The sequence below is a fragment of the Pseudomonas moraviensis genome (assembly GCF_900105805.1).
Taxonomy (GTDB): domain Bacteria; phylum Pseudomonadota; class Gammaproteobacteria; order Pseudomonadales; family Pseudomonadaceae; genus Aquipseudomonas; species Aquipseudomonas moraviensis_A.
In genome coordinates this window covers 5213066-5231701 of sequence record NZ_LT629788.1, presented here as the reverse complement: position 1 = coordinate 5231701, position 18636 = coordinate 5213066, and the positions used below count along the sequence as shown (strand labels likewise).

Genomic DNA, 18636 nt, shown 5'->3' with positions numbered 1-18636 from the left:
AAAACGGCCGCTAGTCATCCCTGACAGCGGCCGTTTTGCATTACACGTTACGACTCAGTTCAACACCACCGCACCACGCTTCTCCAGCTTGCGACGGCGTGATACCAGCAGACCGGCAGCCACCACCATCACGCTCAGCAGGCCGGTGGCGAGGATTTCCACGCGGTGGGCTTCCTGGAACAGCATGATGGTCAGCGCGGCGACGATGAAGATGATCACCGCCCAGGTCAGCCCCGGGAACAGCCACATGCTGAATTCGATTTTCTCGCCACGCGCCACGCTTTGTTTACGCATGCGCAATTGCGAGAAGGCAATGACCAGATAGACCAACAGCGCGATGGCGCCGGAGCTGGCCAGGAGGAATTCGAACACCGCGGCCGGAGCCACATAGTTGGCGAAGGTGCAGAGGAAGGCTGCGCCGGTCGACAACATCACCGCCCAGTAAGGCGTGCCGCTTTTGTTGGTGCGGGTCGACATGGCCGGGGCATCGCCGCGTTTGCCGAGGGAGAACAGCATGCGCGACGAAGTGTACAGCGCCGAGTTCAGGCAACTGGTCACCGCGACCAGCACGACAATATCGACGATCATCTTGGCATTGGGAATGCCCATGCGCTCCAGCACGGTCTGGTAGGAACCGAGGTTGGCCAGGGTAGGATCGTTCCACGGCACCAGCGCCACGACGATGAAGATCGACACCAGGTAGAACAGGCCGATCCGCCAGATCACCGAGTTGGTGGCCTTGGAGATCTGCTTGCCCGGGTCTTTCGATTCCGCCGCCGCGATGGTGACGATTTCGGTACCCATGAACGAAAACATGGTAGTCAGGATTGCGCCCAGCACGGCGCCCATGCCGTTGGGCAGGAAGCCGCCGCTGTCGAACAAGTGCGAGACACCACTGACCTGACTGGTCGGCAGGAAGCCGAAAATCGCCGCAAGGCCCAGGCCGATGAAGCCGATGATCGCCAGCACCTTGATCAGGGCGAACCAGAACTCGAACTCGCCGTAGTTCTTCACGCTGAACAGGTTGGTCACCGTCAGCAGCATGGTGATGACCAGCGCGAAGGCCCAGATATCCACACCGGGGAACCAGGCATGCAGGATGGTCGCGGCGGCGTTGGCTTCCAGCGGAATCACCAGCACCCAGAACCACCAGTACAACCAGCCGATGGTGAAACCGGCCCAGTGACCGATCGCGCGATCGGCATACGTCGAAAACGAGCCGGTGTCCGGCGAAGCCACGGCCATCTCGCCGAGCATGCGCATCACCAGCACCACCAGGGTGCCGGCAGCGGCGTAGGCCAGCAGCACGGCCGGGCCGGCGGCAGCAATGGCGTGGCCGGAGCCGACAAACAGACCGGCACCGATCACACCGGCGATCGACAACATGGTCACATGACGCGGTTTGAGCCCCTGTTCGAGGCCAGTGGAGCTTGGGGTACTGCTCATAGAGACTACCTTTGCAAGGAAAGCGAGTGCATCCGGCACGTCTGAAAATTCTTTCTCGTAAAAAGAATCCAACGACCTGTTCCTTATTCTGCACGCAATATTTGCGCCAAAATGTTTCAAGTCCTTGAAGGCCGCGGGCTCTGGCATCCGATGCAAGTCATTGAGTTTACTGGCTATTCGCCAGAACGTTACCCTGCGACTCACTTTGAAGACGAATCCGCGCACCAGAAACACACAGAAAAAGTGTGCGACGCACAGAAAAAGGGCGAATAAGGAACGTTCGGCCGGATAGCGCTTCCAACACCCCGCCAAAGCTGGCAACATCGCGCCTTTTTTTACGCGACACCTACGGGTCTGCATGATCAAACACCCGTTCGGTTGTTGATGGGGCGACAGTCTGCTGCGCCGATGCGACAACCCGCCACAGGCCACCCGATTACCGCTCGTAGCGCTGTTGGCTGCCATTGAAACGCTATGCTAGCTTGGCCGCCTCGCCTGGAAGGCCCGCCAACAGCAGGAGCGCAACATATATGAGGAACGCACATGGCTGAGGCCACGCCCGCGCTGGAAATCCGCAACTTGCACAAACGCTACGGACAGCTTGAGGTGCTCAAAGGCATCTCGCTGACCGCCCGCGACGGCGACGTGATCTCGATCCTCGGCTCTTCCGGTTCCGGCAAGTCCACGTTCCTGCGTTGCATCAACCTGTTGGAAAACCCGCATCAGGGCCAGATCCTGGTGGCCGGTGAAGAACTCAAGCTCAAAGCCGCCAAGAATGGCGAACTGGTTGCCGCCGACGGCAAGCAGATCAATCGCCTGCGCTCGGAGATCGGTTTTGTATTTCAAAACTTTAATCTGTGGCCGCACATGAGCGTGCTCGACAACATCATCGAAGCCCCGCGCCGGGTGCTCGGCCAGAGCAAGGCCGAGGCCATCGAAGTCGCCGAAGCCCTGCTGGCCAAGGTCGGTATCGCCGACAAGCGCCACGCCTACCCGGCGCAACTGTCCGGCGGCCAGCAACAACGCGCAGCGATCGCCCGCACACTGGCGATGCAGCCGAAAGTCATTCTGTTCGACGAGCCCACCTCCGCCCTTGACCCGGAAATGGTTCAGGAAGTACTTAGTGTCATCCGCGCATTGGCCGAAGAAGGCCGCACCATGCTGCTCGTGACCCACGAAATGGGCTTCGCCCGTCAGGTCTCCAGCGAAGTGGTGTTCCTTCATCAGGGCCTTATAGAAGAGCAAGGATCGCCACAGCAGGTGTTCGACAACCCGCTTTCGGCGCGCTGCAAACAATTCATGTCCAGCAACCGCTAACGGAGCAACATGCATGCAGAATTTCAAGAAGGTCTTCCTGGCCGCCGCAGTCACCCTCGCGTTCAGCGCCGGTGCCATGGCTGAAACCCTGAAAATGGGCATCGAAGCGGCCTACCCGCCGTTCAACAACAAAGATGCCAGCGGACAGGTTGTCGGCTTCGACAAGGAAATCGGCGACGCCCTGTGCGCAAAGATGAAAGCCGAATGCTCCGTCGTCACCTCTGACTGGGACGGCATCATTCCGGCCCTGAACGCGAAGAAGTTCGACTTCCTGATCTCCTCGCTGTCGATCACCGAAGAGCGCAAAGCCGCGGTGGATTTCACTGACCCGTACTACTCGAACAAACTGCAGTTCATCGCGCCGAAAAATGTCGATTTCAAAACCGACAAGGACTCGCTCAAGGGCAAGACCATCGGCACCCAGCGCGCAACGCTGGCCGGCACCTGGCTCGAAGACACCTACGGTGATGACATCAAGGTCAGCCTCTACGATACCCAGGAAAACGCCTACCTCGACCTTACCTCCGGTCGTGTCGATGCGATCCTCGCCGACAAATACGCCAACTACGATTGGCTGAAAACCGACGCTGGCAAGAACTATGAGTTCAAGGGCGACCCGGTGGTGGAAAGCGACAAGATCGGCATCGCCGTGCGCAAGGGTGACAACGAACTGCGCAACAAGCTGAACGCTGCACTGAAGGAAATCGTCGCTGACGGTACCTACAAGAAAATCAACGACAAGTACTTCCCGTTCAGCATCTATTGATCTGACCTGTGGGACTGGCGCCGTGAACAAGCGGCGCCGGCTCCCGACTTTGCCTGCCGCAATTTGAACAGAAACCCATGATTATCGACCTCTACGGATTCGGCCCGGCGCTCGCCGCTGGCGCGCTGATGACCGTCCAACTGGCGCTCACCGCCCTGTGCCTGGGCCTGGTGCTCGGCCTGCTCGGCGCTCTGGCCAAGACTTCCCCGTACAAGCCGCTGCAATGGCTTGGCGGCAGCTATTCGACGCTGGTGCGCGGCGTCCCGGAATTGCTCTGGGTGCTGTTGATCTACTTCGGTACGGTCAACCTGATGCGCACCCTCGGTGAGTACTTCGGCAACCCCGATTTGCAACTCAACGCTTTCGCCGCCGGTGTGATCGCACTGGGCCTGTGCTTCGGCGCCTACGCCACGGAAGTGTTCCGTGGCGCCCTGCTTGCCATTCCCAAGGGTCACCGTGAGGCCGGCCAGGCCCTGGGCCTGTCGAAGTGGCGGATCTTCACCCGGTTGATCATGCCGCAGATGTGGCGCATCGCCCTGCCCGGCCTGGGCAATCTGTTCATGATCCTGATGAAAGACACCGCGCTGGTATCGGTCATCGGTCTGGAAGAAATCATGCGTCACGCGCAGATCGGCGTGACCGTGTCGAAACAGCCATTCACCTTCTATATGGTCGCGGCGGTCATGTACCTCGCCCTGACGGTACTGGCGATGACCGGCATGCATTTCCTGGAAAAACGCGCCGCCCGCGGCTTTGCGAGGAGCGCGCAATGAATTGGGAAGTCATCATCAAGTGGCTGCCGAAACTGGCGCAGGGCGCGACCCTGACCCTCGAACTGGTTGCCATCGCAGTGATTGCCGGCCTGCTGCTGGCGATTCCGCTGGGCATCGCCCGATCTTCGAAGCTGTGGTACGTGCGCTCGCTGCCTTACGCCTACATCTTCTTTTTCCGGGGCACGCCGTTGCTGGTGCAGCTGTTCCTGGTCTATTACGGCCTGGCGCAGTTCGACGCCGTGCGTGAAAGCTCGCTGTGGCCGTACCTGCGCGATCCATTCTGGTGTGCCACGGTGACCATGACCTTGCACACAGCGGCGTACATCGCCGAGATTCTGCGCGGTGCGATTCAGGCGATTCCACCGGGCGAGATCGAAGCGGCGCGAGCGTTGGGCATGTCCAGGCCGAAAGCGATGTTCTACATCATCCTCCCGCGTGCAGCGCGGATCGGTCTGCCGGCGTACAGCAACGAAGTGATTCTGATGCTCAAGGCCAGCGCCCTGGCCAGCACCGTGACCCTGCTGGAATTGACCGGCATGGCCCGCACGATCATCGCCCGCACCTATTTGCCAGTGGAGATTTTCTTCGCCGCCGGCGTGTTCTATCTGGTCATGGCTTACGTGCTGGTACGCGGCTTCAAGCTGCTGGAGCGCTGGCTGCGCGTCGATGCCTGCCAGGGCCGCTGAAACTTCCTGCGTGCTGACGGGCGATGACTTGCTCGCCCGCTTCATCGCGCTGGATGCTTTTCTGATTGAGCATCAGGCGCTGTGGAAACCTCGACCGTTTACGCATCTTTCCCTTGCGTGGGAAACCAGTCACCCGGAATTGTCTTCCTGGCTTCGCGGGCGATCGCTGGAAGATGCAGAACGCGCGCATAACCATCTTGCTGATCTGACCGATGCGCCCGAGCCATTTGCCTCACTGGCGAAATTGTCGGCCCAACTGAGTGCAGTCGGCGAATTGCCAAGGCACGCGCTTGAGGTTGCCGGGCATCGCTTGAATGTCGATGTGCCGGGGCGCAAGTGGCAGCAGATCGAGGCGTTTGCCAGTTGTCTGTCTTTCGCCTCGCAGCCGACGCATTGGCTGGACTGGTGTTCCGGCAAAGGGCATCTGGGTCGACGATTGTTGAATGAAGGGCAGCAACTGACTTGTGTCGAATATGATCCTTTGTTGGTTGCGAGCGGTCAGGCGCTGAGTCAGCGTCATGACTTGCATGCGCTGCATGTGGAGCAGGACGTACTCGCGGCGGACGCCGCTGCCGTGGTGAGCGCCAGTCACACACCCATCGCCCTGCACGCCTGCGGCGATCTGCACGTACGCCTCATGCGATTGGCGAGTGCCGCCGGATGTCAGCAGATGGCGATCGCGCCATGTTGCTACAACCGGATCAATCGCAGCGAGTATCAGCCACTGTCTTCTGAGGGTTTGCGATCAGCCCTACGGCTATCACTCGAAGATCTGGCTCTGCCGATGAGCGAAACCGTCACCGCCGGTGCGAGGGTCAAACGCCAGCGCGATACCTCGATGGCCCGACGCTTGGCTTTCGATTGTCTGCAACGGCAGTTGCGCGGTACTGACGAGTATTTGCCAACCCCATCTCTGCCGAGCGCCTGGCTGGATAAACCCTTCCCTGACTACTGCCGCGATCTGGCCGCGCTGAAAGAGTTATCCACAGTCGGACCGACGGATTGGGAAAAACTGGAAGCTACCGGTTGGCAGCGACTGGCCGAAGTACGCAACCTGGAATTGCTCCGCGGGTTGTTCCGACGGCCACTGGAGCTTTGGTTGAATCTGGATCGGGCGCTGTTCCTCGTCGAACAGGGCTACGCCGTACGCCTTGGCACTTTTTGCTCAGCCCCCCTTACGCCGCGGAATTTGCTGATGTTGGCCGAACGCAGATAAAACGCGACCACCCTGTGGATAACTCTGTTGATGAATCCATAGTGGATCCAATATTTACGCCTGTTTCAAGCCATTAACAGCGCTGTTCATTTATTGTTCACATTAATAAAAAACCGTTAAAACAGGAATTTGCGAACAAAATGAGAACGCTTCCAGAAAATCCCGCCTGACCCGATTCCATGCCAGCCGAATGTGCATAAGCCGCCAATCAAAACGACATAACCGCCTGATTGCACCCGCTCGCAGCGAATAATTGCGGCATCTCGCCCGCCTTGCTATACAAGGCCACAACGTGCCACCCGCACGCGTCCCAACAAGAACAAAACAAACCCGACAGGATGCGACCGTGACGTTTATTTCTTATGCGCAGAATTTTGAAGACGTCCGCTTGTGGCGTGCCCTCAAGCAAGTCGAAGACGGCTTCTATATCGATGTAGGAGCCAATGACCCGAACCACGATTCGGTCACCAAAGCCTTCTATGACCACGGCTGGAACGGCGTGAACGTCGAACCGATACAGAACTACTACGACGCCCTCTGTCAGCAACGTCCGCACGACACTACTGTGCAATGCATCGCCAGCGATCGGCCCGGCGAAATGACTTTCTACGCTATCCCCGATACCGGCCTGTCCACGGCCGACCCGGCGATCGCCAAACAGCACAAAGATCAAGGCATGGAGGTGCGCAGCCTCACAGTAGACTCGCGCACACTGACGTCGATCTGCGAACAATATGCCGCTGATCGACCGATCCATTTCCTGAAAATCGACGTCGAAGGCCACGAAGAAAGCGTCCTGCGCGGCATGGACTTCACTCGCTTCCGTCCCTGGATCATCGTCATCGAGACCCCCTGGGAGCGCGACCACACGTGGGAACCGCTGGTCACCGACGCCGGTTATCAGGCCATCCTGTTCGACGGTCTCAACACCTGGTTCCTCGCCGACGAACACCTGAACCTCAAACCTGCTTTCGATATCCCACCGTGCAATCTCGACAACTTCCAGTTGTGCAAAGGCCACGCCTTCGCTCACCCGCTCAGCCCCAGCGAACTCGACACCGCCCAACAACTGGCCAACGCCCTGCAACGCGCGGAGCAGGCCGAAGCGCGACTATCGGTCCTGCAGAACAGCCGCACCGTGAAGGCCGTGCAAACCCTGCGCAATGTGCTGCGCAGGGCTTGATTAGAACGGATGCAAAAATAGTCTGAATTCAGGGGTTTACAGGATCTTCCCAATCGCTATAATCGTCGCCCACACGCCGGTATAGCTCAGTTGGTAGAGCAACTGACTTGTAATCAGTAGGTCCCGGGTTCGACTCCTGGTGCCGGCACCAAACAAAACGAAGCCCCTGCAGAAATGCAGGGGCTTTGTTGTTTCTGCTTTGTTTATATCCCTGGCACTTTCCCCCGGTGAAAGTAGCTTCTCCCTCGCACTTCGCGCGATTGGCCACACTTCCTCTTACACACTTCGAAAGCGCGGACTTTGAACCGACGGTCCTCGTTTCCATCTTTATGCTAAATTATGAAATAGCAATAATTATGGTGTGCACATAAAAAGGTGTAATCGCATGAGCAGCATTTTTCAGCGACCAGAACTGGCTGAGTCAATGGCTAACCAGCTTCTTAACCCAGGTGTGCTCGACGAAGGTTTGCGCTCAGGCTTGTTTCTATCTGGTCTGCGCCGCACAGGCAAAACGACGTTTCTGAGGAATGATCTCATCCCGGCCCTGGAAGAAGCAGGCGCTTTGGTCATCTACGTCGATTTATGGAGCGACACTCTGGCTAACCCGGCAACGCTCGTGCACAACGCCATCCGGAAAACCCTGAAAGATCTGCAAACACCTGGCTCCTCTGCCTTGGAAACCTTCAAGCGAGTCAGCAATGTTGAAATCGGCGCCGCTGGATTCAAGTTCGGCTTTAAACTCGACAGCATTGGTAACGTCGACGGCCCAACACTGGCGCAAGCACTCACCGAAGTCGTAGATCAAGCCAAGACTGATCTGGTGTTGATCATTGACGAGGTGCAGCATGCCATTTCCTCAGACGACGGTAATCAGCTGCTCCTGGCACTCAAAGCCGCCCGCGATGCAATCAACCCTCGTCCGAAAACGCCGGGATACTTTCTATTTATCGGCACAGGTTCGCACAGAGCGCAAGTCAGCGAACTGACCGCCAAACGCAACCACGCCTTTTCCGGAGCCACGTCAGCAGCCTATCCCTTGCTGAAAGGCGATTACGTTGAATTCCTGCTAAACCGACTCGCAATGACCGTGAAGCAGGACAAATTACCGTCCCTCGAAGCTGCAATCGAAGCGTTTGACACTTTGGGCAATCGGCCTGAAGAAATGCTGAAGGCCCTACGCCAACTCTTACAGCAAGAGGGCGAGCCAGATGTTTTTCTGCCAGTAATCGCCAGTACACTACGTTCGGCGGCGGCAAGCATCGAGCTGGAAAAAGTCGAGCAACTGGGTAGCTTGGCTCAAGCCGTTTTCAACAAGATCGCATCTACAGAAGGCGATGCTCGCGGAATTTTTTCCACAGACGCAGCGGCTGAATATTCAAAGTCCGTCGGGCGAGAGGTGCGGGTCGAAGAGATTCAGCCGGTAGTGATTGCGCTGGTTGCCGAGAACATCATCATGCGACGCGGGCATGGCATTTATGCGATCACCGATCAGTTCGTGCAAGAGATCTGGCTGGAGGAGCGGGCTTTGATCGAGGGAAGTTAGGCTCAAGCAGTATTGGGGACAGACCCCTTCGAGGGCTTTTTGCGTTTCAGACCTGACTGATCTCGAACACAAACGAAATCTTCTGCTGACCCGCACTCCACACATAGCGCAAATGCTTGCCCTGCTTCGGAATCGAAACCGCCGGGGGCCGAAACGCCGCAACGCATTCATGCCCCGCCAATCGCACGCTGTTATAGAGCAAGCCCCAAGATTCAGCATCGCGCAATTGCCGCGCAAATACCTGCGACGGCCCGTAGGCGTCCGGATCAGGCTGATGCAAATGATCAAAGCCATGACGAACGTCATGCAGCGGTTTGATCACCTGATTGACGTAAGTGCGCATGGTCAATTCGAGGTCGGCTTCCTGGGTTGCGGCGAGGAAGCGTTCCTGGTGGAAACAGGTTTCGGCGATGGCTGCGGCCTGGCTGCTGGCAGCGTAATAGACGCCGAAGGTGCCGTCGCTGAAACGGCTGCGTTTGCCGACATGGGTAAACGCGGCCATTACTGGACTGGAACCGGGGCCGGACAGGCGATCTTCCGGGCGCACGCGAGCGAGCACGCCGGCCTGCTCGATCAGACGATCATTGGTTAGCGCTTCGATGGCGTAGGCGACTTCGAGGTCTTCTGGATCGAGCACATCTTCGAACAGCGCAATCGGCGGGAAGCTGCTGTTGACGATGCGATACGCGCGCGGCCATGGCACCTCGACCAGCGTCGGCGTTTTCAACCGCGCACTCCATCGAGGTAGCGGCGCACATCGGCGATGTCGACCACCCTGCCCGCCAGCATGTAATCCAGTGCGGTTTTGCCGTTGAACGGTGCCGCGGTGTTCGGGCTGCTGACCCAAGCGTAAGCGCGCTCGCGGCTGTTGCTGAAGATGATGCTCAACGCCTTGTGAATGCCCATCAGGTAGGAGATCCGCTCAAGGGTGTCGTTAGGCAGACGTATGTTCGGCAAATGTTTGTATTTATAAAACGTGGTGTTGCCGACGCCGCCCAGCAATGTGCGTTGCTGCTCTGCGCTGCAGCCCCAACGCTCCATAAGGTTGAAGAAGAACTTCAGCGCGACGCGACCGGCTTCGGGGGCGTCGAGTTGTTCGCGTGGGATGAGGGCTGGAGATGAGGTAGGCATAGACGCCTCCTGATTTTGTCTTAGCTCAAGACTAGTACAAAACTGTAATTTTTTAGAGTTTTGATACACAAACGAACAATCGCAACAAACAGCCGCACAGAAGCCGGAGTTAAGCCGGCTTATGTATCCAGATATTCTGCGGGTAATTGCTGCCCCAAGAACAAACATCGCCATCACATTCCGGACGTCGTTCATGTCTCGCCTTCCGGCACGGTTATAACGATCCCAAGAATTCTTGAATTCAGAAGTCTGTGCACACTGTTTAGGCCGATCAGCGCGTTTTTGCGTTTTCTCCGGTTTCGCCATCAACAGTCCTCAGCATGTCGTCTATGGAGTCGAAACGCTGACGGATTTCTCGTGCTTCCATCATTGCGCGCGCCGTTTTCTCTGATGGAACTCGCACCTCGAAGGGAAGCCCCTGAGTGGCAACAACCTGTCGCAGAAAAAGTCGCATGGCGTCGCTGATGCTCAGCCCGCAAGCGTTTAAGACTTCAGTGGCACGCGTTTTCAAATCCTCATCAATGCGGCAACGCACATCGGTAGTTTTCAGTAGTGCAGCCATTACGATTACCTCGTTGTGATTTTGTAGCTACATCAGCGCTACCTCTACGTTGTGGTCGGAGGGATCTTCGTCGGTCAACGCGAAGTTGATAGGTGGTTGTTAACCGCCATGGATCGAATGCCAGGCATCCATTTCAACTCCTTTGACAGGTAAGCGCTATCAGCTAAATCGCTACTCTGCCTGAGATCGTTCTGCGCGTGACGCTGGCAAAAACCTCGGAGGATGTAAGCCGTTTCTCATCGGAAAAACCGCCCCCACGCACCAAAACCCAGCACTTTTTATGACCTCCATCACCCCCACGCCACCAAAAACCCCGATCCTCTGTCAGCCTCCAGCCATCGGCGGGGGAATCAATTCGCTACTAAATCCGCGACAACTATGCTCAGGTGCAGGAATATAGCCGGCATATGGCGCCGGTTCGGTCGTTTCGTAAACAACAATACCCAGCCCACTTCAGAGGGCATTACCCATGGATAGCAGAACCTTACGCAACCTCATGCGCATCGTGCAGACCGGCTCGTTGTCGGCTGCAGCCGAGCATTCGTGCCTGACTGTGCAGGCGTTGGCCGCGCAGTTGAACAAGGTCGAAGAGCAGTTCGGTTTCCGCTTGTTTCGCCGTTCAAACAAGGGGCTGACGCTGACGCCGCAAGGCACGGAGCTGACGCCCTACATCGACAAAGTGTTGATCGCCACGCGGCAGATGGAGGAAAAGGTCGAGGCCCTGAAGGTGCCGGGGCAGCGGACGTTGAAGGTGGCGTTGAACAACACGCTGTCGCCTGACTTCAACCGGCGCATGATCGGACGGTTGATCGAGGTATTTCCCGATTATCAGATGGAATTCAGCTACGCCGAGTCGATGGAAAATCTCAGCAAGCTCAAGAACGAAGATTTCGACCTCGCCGTGCTGATCGGTCCGCAGCGTCCCGGCTTGCCGAGCATCGTGCTGCCGGATGTGCAGGTGCAGGTGGTTGGTGCGCATTGCGGTCAGGAAAACGATCCTTTGACCTTGCTGGGCAACAAGTTCCAGGTGCGTCCTGCAGAAGACTGTCCGTATTCCCACAGCTTTTTGCGTTTTCTCGACGCCGGCCTGGGTAATCACGAGAACGGTCAGCGCATGGTCTATTCATGCAGCGAGACCTTGACGCTGTCGCTCATCACACAGATGGATGCGGTCGGTATGGTCTCGCGTGAAGCGGCGCAGAAGAACGGCCTGACGATCTTCCCCGGTTTCGAGGATTTTCTCGAAGTGCGCCTGGCGGTGAACAATCCGGAGTTGTCGCACCAGGCGTTGAACGATGTCGTCGATATGCCGCTACATGAACGAGCCGAGCGCAATGTACGCAGCCGTCCCCACCGCCACACTGAGAAAGAGGTTTTTGCTGAAATACGCACATAGCAACGTCGGAATCGCGGCATAGAATTCCGGGCGATCGAGCTGTATCTGCCGGTCCTTGATCAACAGGGGCGTGAGGCTGATCGCAGCGACGATCGCCACCGGCAAATATTCCAGCGCCCGCGCCACGAACGGCGGCCAGTGTTCGGTGTTGATCTGCAGCGGCAAGGCACGTGGCAGAAAGGTCACGGCCATCATCAATGCCACCACCAGAATCAGGAACGTTTGGTCAGGCATACACCCACTCCGCAGCCCACAAACGTGGCGATAAATACGTTGAAGGGCGAACTGCCGATCAGGCTCAGTGCCCCCATGCAGACCACGGCGGCAGCGGCGGCGATCAGTTTTTTGCGCGTGTTGCACAGCGAGACCAGCACGTAGAGCATCATCGCCGTGAGCGCGTAATCGAGCTGATATTTGATCAAGTGCGCCGCGTACTGCGCGCAGACTGCACCGAGCAAACCGCCGAGCACCCACGAGGTGTGGCAGAACAGGTTGAAACCGATCAGATAACGCACGTTGACCGGGGCGCCTGTGCCGAGCTTGACGCTGTGGAAGGCGAAGGATTCGTCGGTCAGGCCACCGGCGTAAGCCCAACGTTCCATGCGGCTCAAGCCAAGGGCGCGCAGGGCCTTGGCCATGTACACCGACATCAGCATGTGCCGCGCATTGATCAGGAACGTGGTCAGTACGATGGTGGTCAGCGATGCGCCGCTGGAGATCAGCGCCAGCGCGGCGAATTGCGATGCGCCGGCATACACGAACAAGCACATCGCCACCGGCAGCCACATCGGCAAACCAGCGTTGACCGCCATCAGCCCGAAGACAAACGACACGGTGAAATACCCGGCGACTACCGGGCTGGCTTCGGCAAACGTGCGCGACGGTTGATGAGTCGCCATCAACGGTGCGCTGCCGGACCTTTCATTCATAGATCCCTCTCAAATGTCCGTTCGCCGTGAGGTTCGCAAAAACCCTGGGCGGTCCAGAATCGCTTGCCCGCGAGGTTAGCATCGTCGACGAACAGAAACATCCGCAGAACCCCGACCCGCTTCATGTCGGATGACGCGGCTTCGACCAGGCGCTGACCCACGCCCTGGCTGCGGTAGCGCGGGCTGACGGCCAGATGATTGATCGTGCCGCGGCTGCCGAGCATGCCGCCCAGCACCGCGCCGACGATCTCGCCGTCGACATCGAACGCCAGGTACGCCGTGGTGGTTTTCTGGATCAACACGCCGCGCAGGCATTTGGCGTCCTGCCATTCGCAGAACGACACTTCGTCGAACTGGCGGAAGAAGCGTTCCATGCGTTGCGCATCCTTGGCCGTAGCCCGGCGCAGGACCACTGGCGTCGAGCATTCGACGCCGTCGATTGGGGTGATCTGATTAGCGAACAATGTCGAAAGCGGTCCCGGGCCGCGAGAAGGAAATTGCCAGAATCTGCCGGTATGCCATGGCATGCGTGTGAGTGTTGCGCGCCGGGGTCACGTAGTGACGCATGTCGCGATCGAGGAAGTAGGTGGTGTCGAGAATTTCCTCGTAGGTGGTCGCCGCCAATTGATGCTTGTGGATGTCGTACAGACGACTCTCCGCACCCTCGACGTTATTGCGTCCCCAGAAGTGCACGCCGCTGAACGGATAGCCATCGCAGTGAATGCCTTCGGGAGTGATTTCCAGCTGTTTGCCGGGTTTGATCTCGATGCGAATCTGATGGATCTGGCATTGCCAGATTTCATCGTGCAACTCTTCCGGCAGAACGCTCTTGTACACTTCGAAATCGGTGTCGATCAGGCTGCGCATCACCGGTGAAGAGATCACTTCTTCGGAAAAGTCCTGAAAATGCCGTACCACGCCACCGACGTAAGCGTTGTTCGCTTTCGATTGCACATAGGCGCGATGCTCGAGTTGTTTGAGTTCGCGGGTTTTCGGGTTGTATTCAAAGTCGCTGTAACGACGGTAGCGCATGCCGGCTTCGGCCTGACCGTAATAGCTGTCAGGCTCCATGTTTTCCCAACTCTTGGTCAGTCTGACGAAGTCGGCAAAATGACCGTAGAGATTGAAGTCACCACCCTGGACGTTGACAAATTTGTCGCGCCGTAGCGATTCGCCCACTTCTCTGTTCAAAACGATCATTACCAGATTCTCCGCTGCGTTGAACGCCCTAATCTATTAGGTGGAGAATTTGCGTCCATGAGAAAGAATTTCAGGCATTTGAAGTGTTGTTTGAAACGAAACCTGCAGCGCATCGAAAACAACTTTTACATGACAAAAACTCTGGTTATTTCCGGTTTCGACTGAAAAACCGTCGAAAAAAAACCCCGAACGAATCGGGGTTTTCTCATTTTTCTTACAGCATTTCGATCATCAGAAGATATTGATCGGATAGTCCACGAATACTCGCACTTCGTTACCGCTGACGTTGTACTCGCTGGATTTCTGCGAGACACGCAGAATCGAGCTGCGCAGTTTCACGCTCAGGTCTTTGGCCGGACCACTTTGCACGACGTACTTGAACTGGTTGAAGATCTCGCGCTCGGTGCCGCCTTCGCTGGTGGAGGTGGTGATGTTGTCGCCACGCACGTAAGCGAAGTTGTAGCTCAGACCCGGAACGCCGAATACACCGAAGTCCAGGCCGTAGCCCAGCTGCCAGCTGCGTTCATCTTCGGCGTTGAAGTCCGACCAGTAGGAGTTGGCCAGGTAGATGGTATTGCCACCGTCACCGACACGCCCCTGATCTTTCTGATAACCGCCGTAGGCGTAACCCAGGTTGCTGTCGCCGGTGGAACGCTGGTGCGCCACGGTGAACGAATGCGGGCCGGTGGCGAAGGTCGCCGCCAGGCTCCAGATCTTGTTGTCGTCGCCGGTTACACCGTTTTCGCGGACATAGGAGTTGTCCAGTTTGGTGCGATAGCCGTTGAAGTCCAGGGTCAGCGACTGGTCCTTGTTGAACGGAATCACGTAGTTGGCGTTCACGTACTGTTTCTTCAAGACGTCTTCAACGTCCGACGCATAGAGCGCGCCTTTGAAGCGTTCGGTGAACTGATAGCTGCCGCCCAATACATTGATCGACTTCAGACCGCCGCTGTCACGGCCTTCATCGCTCTTGCGCGATTCAGCGGTAAAACGACCGGCATTCAACTCCAGACCTTTGATCTCACGGGAAGTGATCAAAGTACCGGTGTAGCTTTCCGGCAACAGACGCACGTTGTCGTAACTCAGCACCGGCAGGGCCGGCATCTGGTCGCCGTAGGTCAGCACGGTGTTGGAGAAGCGGAATTTGACCGCTGCGCCGCCCTTGGCGATGTCGTGGTTGGCGCGACCGTCATTTTCCTGCTTGAAGAAGTCGATGCCTTGGGCGCCGGTGCGTCCCTTGCCACCGTCCAGACGCAGTGCGTACAGACCAAAGGCGTCAACACCGACACCCACGGTGCCTTGGGTGAAGCCGGACGAGAACGTCCCGATCGCCGCCTGGCCCCACTCGGCTTTGTCCGGGCGACCGTCTTTGTAATCACGATTGATGTAGGCGTTGCGCAGCAGCACTTTGAGGCTGCTGTCTTCAACGAAACCCTTGGATTCGGCCTGGTCGTTAGCCATGGCCTGTGTAGCACTCAACATCCCCAGTGCGATCAGACTGATTCGCTTGTTCAACATTTTGTTTTCCTTATTACGGGTTGAAACGCGCTGTGTCGAACGGCTGAAACGGCGCTTTTGCACTCTTGTATTCACCCCGAAACAAAAAGACCCGCCGACGGATACGTCATGGCGGGCCTGCTCCTTATTTTGAGTCATGGCGGTTAGCCACAGGCGTTGGGCGGAATCGTAGCCGCGCCCTTAACAGTGTGTCAATTTCAAGAATCGTCTTTAAATAGGCGAAAAACGTCTAAGAAACGTAAATTCTTAGCTGGGCGATTGCAGGAAAACCAGATTAAGCAGGGAGTTTTGATTTGTGGGAGCGAGCCTGCTCGCGAAAAGCGATGAATCAGTCAACGAGTCATTGGCAGGGCGGACGCCTTCGCGAGCAGGCTCGCTCCCACCTTTGAATACCTGTAGATAAAATTCAGGCAAAAAAAAGCGCCGCCAATCCCGGCAGCGCTTTGATCAATCCCTGTTACTCCTGTCCTTCCATCACATCCCACAACGCTTCCAGTTCGGCCTCGCTGAACAGCCCAGCGGGGTAGCGCTCGATCATCATCCGGCGCGGATCAGGTTCTCTGATCTGACGCGTTCCATTGGACTTCAACCAGTGCGCGACAAGCTGGAGCGATTCGCCATTGACGGCCATGGGATGCACAGTCCGCTCGCTGACTACGTTCACTTCGGCGTTCATTTCAGCGCTCTCCCCCGTTCATGAGCGGCTAAGTTATCCAAGGTTTGTGACAGAACTGTTGAAGTTCCCCGCCCTCCCTAGTGCAACAGAAGCAATACAAGAGCTATGCCAAAGCGCGCCGAACAGCGACCGGCGGATACAAACAAGCCCGCGGTCCTGACGGGCTGCGGGCTTGCTTTCATGCGTAGCGAGCTAATCATTGCCAGGCTGATTTGTTAACCAACTCAAGCTGTTACGACTCAACTCACTCTTTGTGCGGCGCCGGCTGTTGCTGGGTAAGGCAGTGAATATTGCCGCCACCCAGTAACAGTTCGCGGCCCGGCACCATCACCACTTCGTGCTGCGGGAACAGCTTCTGCAGGATTTCCTTGGCTGGCGCGTCCATCGGGTCATCGAAGCTCGGCGCGATGATGCCGCCGTTGACGATCAGGAAATTCACGTAGGAACCGGCCAGGCGCACGGACGGATTACGCTCCTGCGAGCCGTCCACCGGATCGACCCCGGCGCACTCTTCCTCGGTCGCATACAACGGCCCCGGAATCGGCATTTTGTGCACCGTGAACGGGCGGCCCTTGGCGTCGGTGCTGTCTTGCAGCACGCGCATTGCGGCCTGGCAGCGTGGATAGTTCGGATCCTGCGGATCGTCGGTCCACGCCAGCAATACTTCACCCGGGCGCACGTAGCAGCAGAAGTTATCCACGTGGCCGTCGGTTTCGTCGTTGAACAGACCATCCGGCAGCCAGATGATCTTGTCCACGGACAGGTTGTCACTGAGCACCGCTTCGATTTCTTCGCGGCTCAGGTGCGGGTTGCGATTGCGGTTGAGCAGGCATTCTTCGGTGGTGATCAAAGTGCCTTCGCCGTCGACATGAATCGAACCGCCTTCGAGCACGAAACCTTCAGTGCGGTAGCGCGGGCTGCGCTCGATCTCGAGGATTTTGCCGCCGACCTGCGAGTCACGATTCCACGGCGCATACAGACCGCCATCGAAACCACCCCAGGCGTTGAAATCCCAGTTCACACCGCGCACTTCGCCACGATTGTTGATGACGAAGGTCGGGCCGCTGTCGCGAACCCAGGCGTCGTCGCTGGACATTTCCACCACGCGGATATTCGGCACATCGAGGCGCGCGCGGGCGTTTTCGTATTGGCCGGCGGAGACGGCAACGGTCACCGGCTCGAAGCGGGCGATGGCTTTGGCCACTGTGGCGTGCGCGGCCTGCGCCGGTTTGCCACCCAGACGCCAGTTGTCCGGGCGCTCGGGCCAGATCATCCAGGTTTGGGTTTGTGGCGCCCACTCGGCGGGCATGTAGAAGCCGTCGGCGCGTGGGGTACTTTTCAATGTGGTCATCAGGACTCCAGGGAACCGTCGAGGGTTTTCAACGCGCCGTACAGATTCGGCCGGCGGTCGCGGAATGAACCCCACGCGCTGCGAATATGCTCCAGCTCGTCGAGGTTGAACGTGTGCACAAGAATACCTTCTTCGGTTTTATTCAGCTCCTGCACTTTTTCACCGAACTGGTTGGCGATGAACGAAGAGCCATAGAAGGTGATGTCATAACCGTCCTGTTCTTCGTTGCCGATGCGGTTGCTGGCGATCAGCGGCATCAGGTTGGCGCCGGCATGGCCCTGCTGCACACGTTGCCAGTGATCGCGCGAAGAAATGCTGTTGTCGTGTGGCTCGCTGCCGATCGCGGTTGGATAAAAGAGAATTTCCGCGCCTTGCAAGGCCATGCTGCGCGCCGCTTCCGGAAACCACTGATCCCAGCAGATGCCTACGCCGATTTTCGCGTAACGGGTGTTCCACACTTTGAAACCGGTGTCGCCCGGGTTGAAGTAATACTTCTCGTGATAGCCCGGGCCGTCCGGGATGTGGCTTTTACGATAAATCCCGAGGTTGCTGCCATCAGCGTCGATGATCGCGATGCTGTTGAAGCGCGCCCGCCCGGCCAGCTCGTAGAAGCTGATCGGCAACACCACTTGAAGTTCTTGGGCGATTTTCTGGAAATGCCTGATGGCGACGTTTTCTTCAACGGTCGTTGCCAGTTGCAGGTAATCCGGATTCGGCTTCTGGCAAAAGTACGGTGCCTCGAACAGCTCTTGAATCAGGATGATCTGCGCACCTTTGGCGGCGGCTTCACGCACCAGCCTTTCAGCAGTTTCGAGGTTGGCTTCAAGATCCCACGAACAGGCCATCTGCGTGGCGGCGACGGTAACGATACGGCTCATGAATCATCTCCGGGCTAGTGCTTTGACGGTCGACGAATTCGACCGAAAAGAAACGCGCGCACCGG

At 57.5% G+C, this 18636-nt stretch carries 20 protein-coding genes and 1 tRNA gene; 9 read left to right on the top strand and 12 right to left on the bottom strand.

The window, feature by feature from the left end; all coding sequences use genetic code 11:
- Window positions 1-54: 54 nt before the first annotated feature.
- Window positions 55-1446 (bottom strand): GABA permease, encoded by a 1392-nt coding sequence (gene gabP / locus BLU71_RS23495; protein ID WP_065615397.1) that lies wholly within the window; start codon window positions 1444-1446, stop codon window positions 55-57.
- 543 nt (window positions 1447-1989) lie between these two features.
- Between gabP and BLU71_RS23490 the strand changes: the two genes are divergently transcribed.
- The 8 genes from BLU71_RS23490 to BLU71_RS23455 all read left to right on the top strand — a co-directional run bounded on the left by BLU71_RS23490 (window position 1990) and on the right by BLU71_RS23455 (window position 8930).
- Entirely contained in the window at window positions 1990-2763 is a 774-nt protein-coding gene (locus BLU71_RS23490) for an ABC transporter ATP-binding protein (RefSeq protein WP_064363370.1), read from the top strand.
- Between the two features lie 13 nt (window positions 2764-2776).
- Window positions 2777-3529: an ABC transporter substrate-binding protein gene (locus BLU71_RS23485; RefSeq protein ID WP_042608621.1), complete on the top strand. Its 753-nt coding sequence runs from the start codon at window positions 2777-2779 to the stop codon at window positions 3527-3529.
- A 77-nt stretch (window positions 3530-3606) separates the two neighbouring features.
- Complete coding sequence (locus BLU71_RS23480; protein WP_064363371.1) at window positions 3607-4302, top strand: ABC transporter permease; 696 nt, start codon at window positions 3607-3609, stop codon at window positions 4300-4302.
- Entirely contained in the window at window positions 4299-4988 is a 690-nt protein-coding gene (locus BLU71_RS23475; RefSeq protein WP_064363372.1) for an ABC transporter permease, read from the top strand. The genes BLU71_RS23480 and BLU71_RS23475 overlap by 4 nt, the downstream gene beginning before the upstream one ends.
- A complete protein-coding gene (locus tag BLU71_RS23470; protein WP_083353991.1) occupies window positions 4969-6204 on the top strand; it encodes a methyltransferase in 1236 nt (411 codons plus the stop codon). The genes BLU71_RS23475 and BLU71_RS23470 overlap by 20 nt, the downstream gene beginning before the upstream one ends.
- A 346-nt stretch (window positions 6205-6550) precedes the next feature.
- On the top strand, window positions 6551-7387 hold the full coding sequence (locus tag BLU71_RS23465; protein ID WP_083353990.1) for an FkbM family methyltransferase: 837 nt from the start codon (window positions 6551-6553) through the stop codon (window positions 7385-7387).
- 75 nt (window positions 7388-7462) lie between these two features.
- Window positions 7463-7538 (top strand) — tRNA-Thr (locus BLU71_RS23460).
- Window positions 7539-7772: 234 nt separating this feature from the next.
- Window positions 7773-8930: an AAA family ATPase gene (locus BLU71_RS23455; protein WP_083353989.1), complete on the top strand. Its 1158-nt coding sequence runs from the start codon at window positions 7773-7775 to the stop codon at window positions 8928-8930.
- 46 nt (window positions 8931-8976) lie between these two features.
- Here BLU71_RS23455 and BLU71_RS23450 read toward each other — a convergent pair whose 3' ends face one another.
- The 3 genes from BLU71_RS23450 to BLU71_RS23440 all read right to left on the bottom strand — a co-directional run bounded on the left by BLU71_RS23450 (window position 8977) and on the right by BLU71_RS23440 (window position 10623).
- A complete protein-coding gene (locus BLU71_RS23450; protein ID WP_065615380.1) occupies window positions 8977-9657 on the bottom strand; it encodes an RES family NAD+ phosphorylase in 681 nt (226 codons plus the stop codon).
- Entirely contained in the window at window positions 9654-10061 is a 408-nt protein-coding gene (locus BLU71_RS23445; protein ID WP_083353988.1) for an MbcA/ParS/Xre antitoxin family protein, read from the bottom strand. Before BLU71_RS23445 ends, BLU71_RS23450 begins: the two co-directional genes overlap by 4 nt.
- Window positions 10062-10332: 271 nt before the next feature.
- Window positions 10333-10623, bottom strand: a complete 291-nt coding sequence (locus BLU71_RS23440; protein ID WP_065615378.1) for a type II toxin-antitoxin system RelB/DinJ family antitoxin — start codon at window positions 10621-10623, stop codon at window positions 10333-10335.
- A gap of 469 nt (window positions 10624-11092) precedes the next feature.
- Between BLU71_RS23440 and BLU71_RS23435 the strand changes: the two genes are divergently transcribed.
- Window positions 11093-12019, top strand: a complete 927-nt coding sequence (locus tag BLU71_RS23435) for a LysR family transcriptional regulator (RefSeq protein WP_042608612.1) — start codon at window positions 11093-11095, stop codon at window positions 12017-12019.
- Here BLU71_RS23435 and BLU71_RS23430 read toward each other — a convergent pair.
- From BLU71_RS23430 to aguB, 8 genes are all read right to left on the bottom strand, one after another.
- Window positions 11936-12253 carry an AzlD domain-containing protein gene (locus BLU71_RS23430; protein ID WP_042608611.1) on the bottom strand — a complete coding sequence of 106 codons (318 nt, stop codon included), beginning with the start codon at window positions 12251-12253 and terminating at the stop codon, window positions 11936-11938. The genes BLU71_RS23435 and BLU71_RS23430 overlap by 84 nt on opposite strands.
- Window positions 12232-12948 (bottom strand): AzlC family ABC transporter permease, encoded by a 717-nt coding sequence (locus tag BLU71_RS23425; protein ID WP_042608610.1) that lies wholly within the window; start codon window positions 12946-12948, stop codon window positions 12232-12234. The genes BLU71_RS23430 and BLU71_RS23425 overlap by 22 nt, the downstream gene beginning before the upstream one ends.
- Window positions 12945-13322 carry a GNAT family N-acetyltransferase gene (locus tag BLU71_RS23420; protein ID WP_042608609.1) on the bottom strand — a complete coding sequence of 126 codons (378 nt, stop codon included), beginning with the start codon at window positions 13320-13322 and terminating at the stop codon, window positions 12945-12947. The genes BLU71_RS23425 and BLU71_RS23420 overlap by 4 nt, the downstream gene beginning before the upstream one ends.
- A gap of 79 nt (window positions 13323-13401) precedes the next feature.
- Entirely contained in the window at window positions 13402-14148 is a 747-nt protein-coding gene (locus tag BLU71_RS23415; RefSeq protein WP_064363380.1) for a 2OG-Fe dioxygenase family protein, read from the bottom strand.
- Window positions 14149-14379: 231 nt separating this feature from the next.
- A complete protein-coding gene (locus BLU71_RS23410) occupies window positions 14380-15666 on the bottom strand; it encodes an OprD family porin (RefSeq protein ID WP_065615377.1) in 1287 nt (428 codons plus the stop codon).
- 457 nt (window positions 15667-16123) lie between these two features.
- Window positions 16124-16342, bottom strand: a complete 219-nt coding sequence (locus BLU71_RS23405) for a hypothetical protein (RefSeq protein ID WP_064363382.1) — start codon at window positions 16340-16342, stop codon at window positions 16124-16126.
- 244 nt (window positions 16343-16586) lie between these two features.
- Complete coding sequence (aguA, locus tag BLU71_RS23400; protein ID WP_083353987.1) at window positions 16587-17693, bottom strand: agmatine deiminase; 1107 nt, start codon at window positions 17691-17693, stop codon at window positions 16587-16589.
- The gene (aguB, locus tag BLU71_RS23395) at window positions 17693-18571 is read right to left on the bottom strand and encodes an N-carbamoylputrescine amidase (protein ID WP_083353986.1); all 879 of its coding nucleotides are present in this window, start codon (window positions 18569-18571) and stop codon (window positions 17693-17695) included. The genes aguA and aguB overlap by 1 nt, the downstream gene beginning before the upstream one ends.
- Between the last annotated feature and the right edge of the window lie 65 nt (window positions 18572-18636).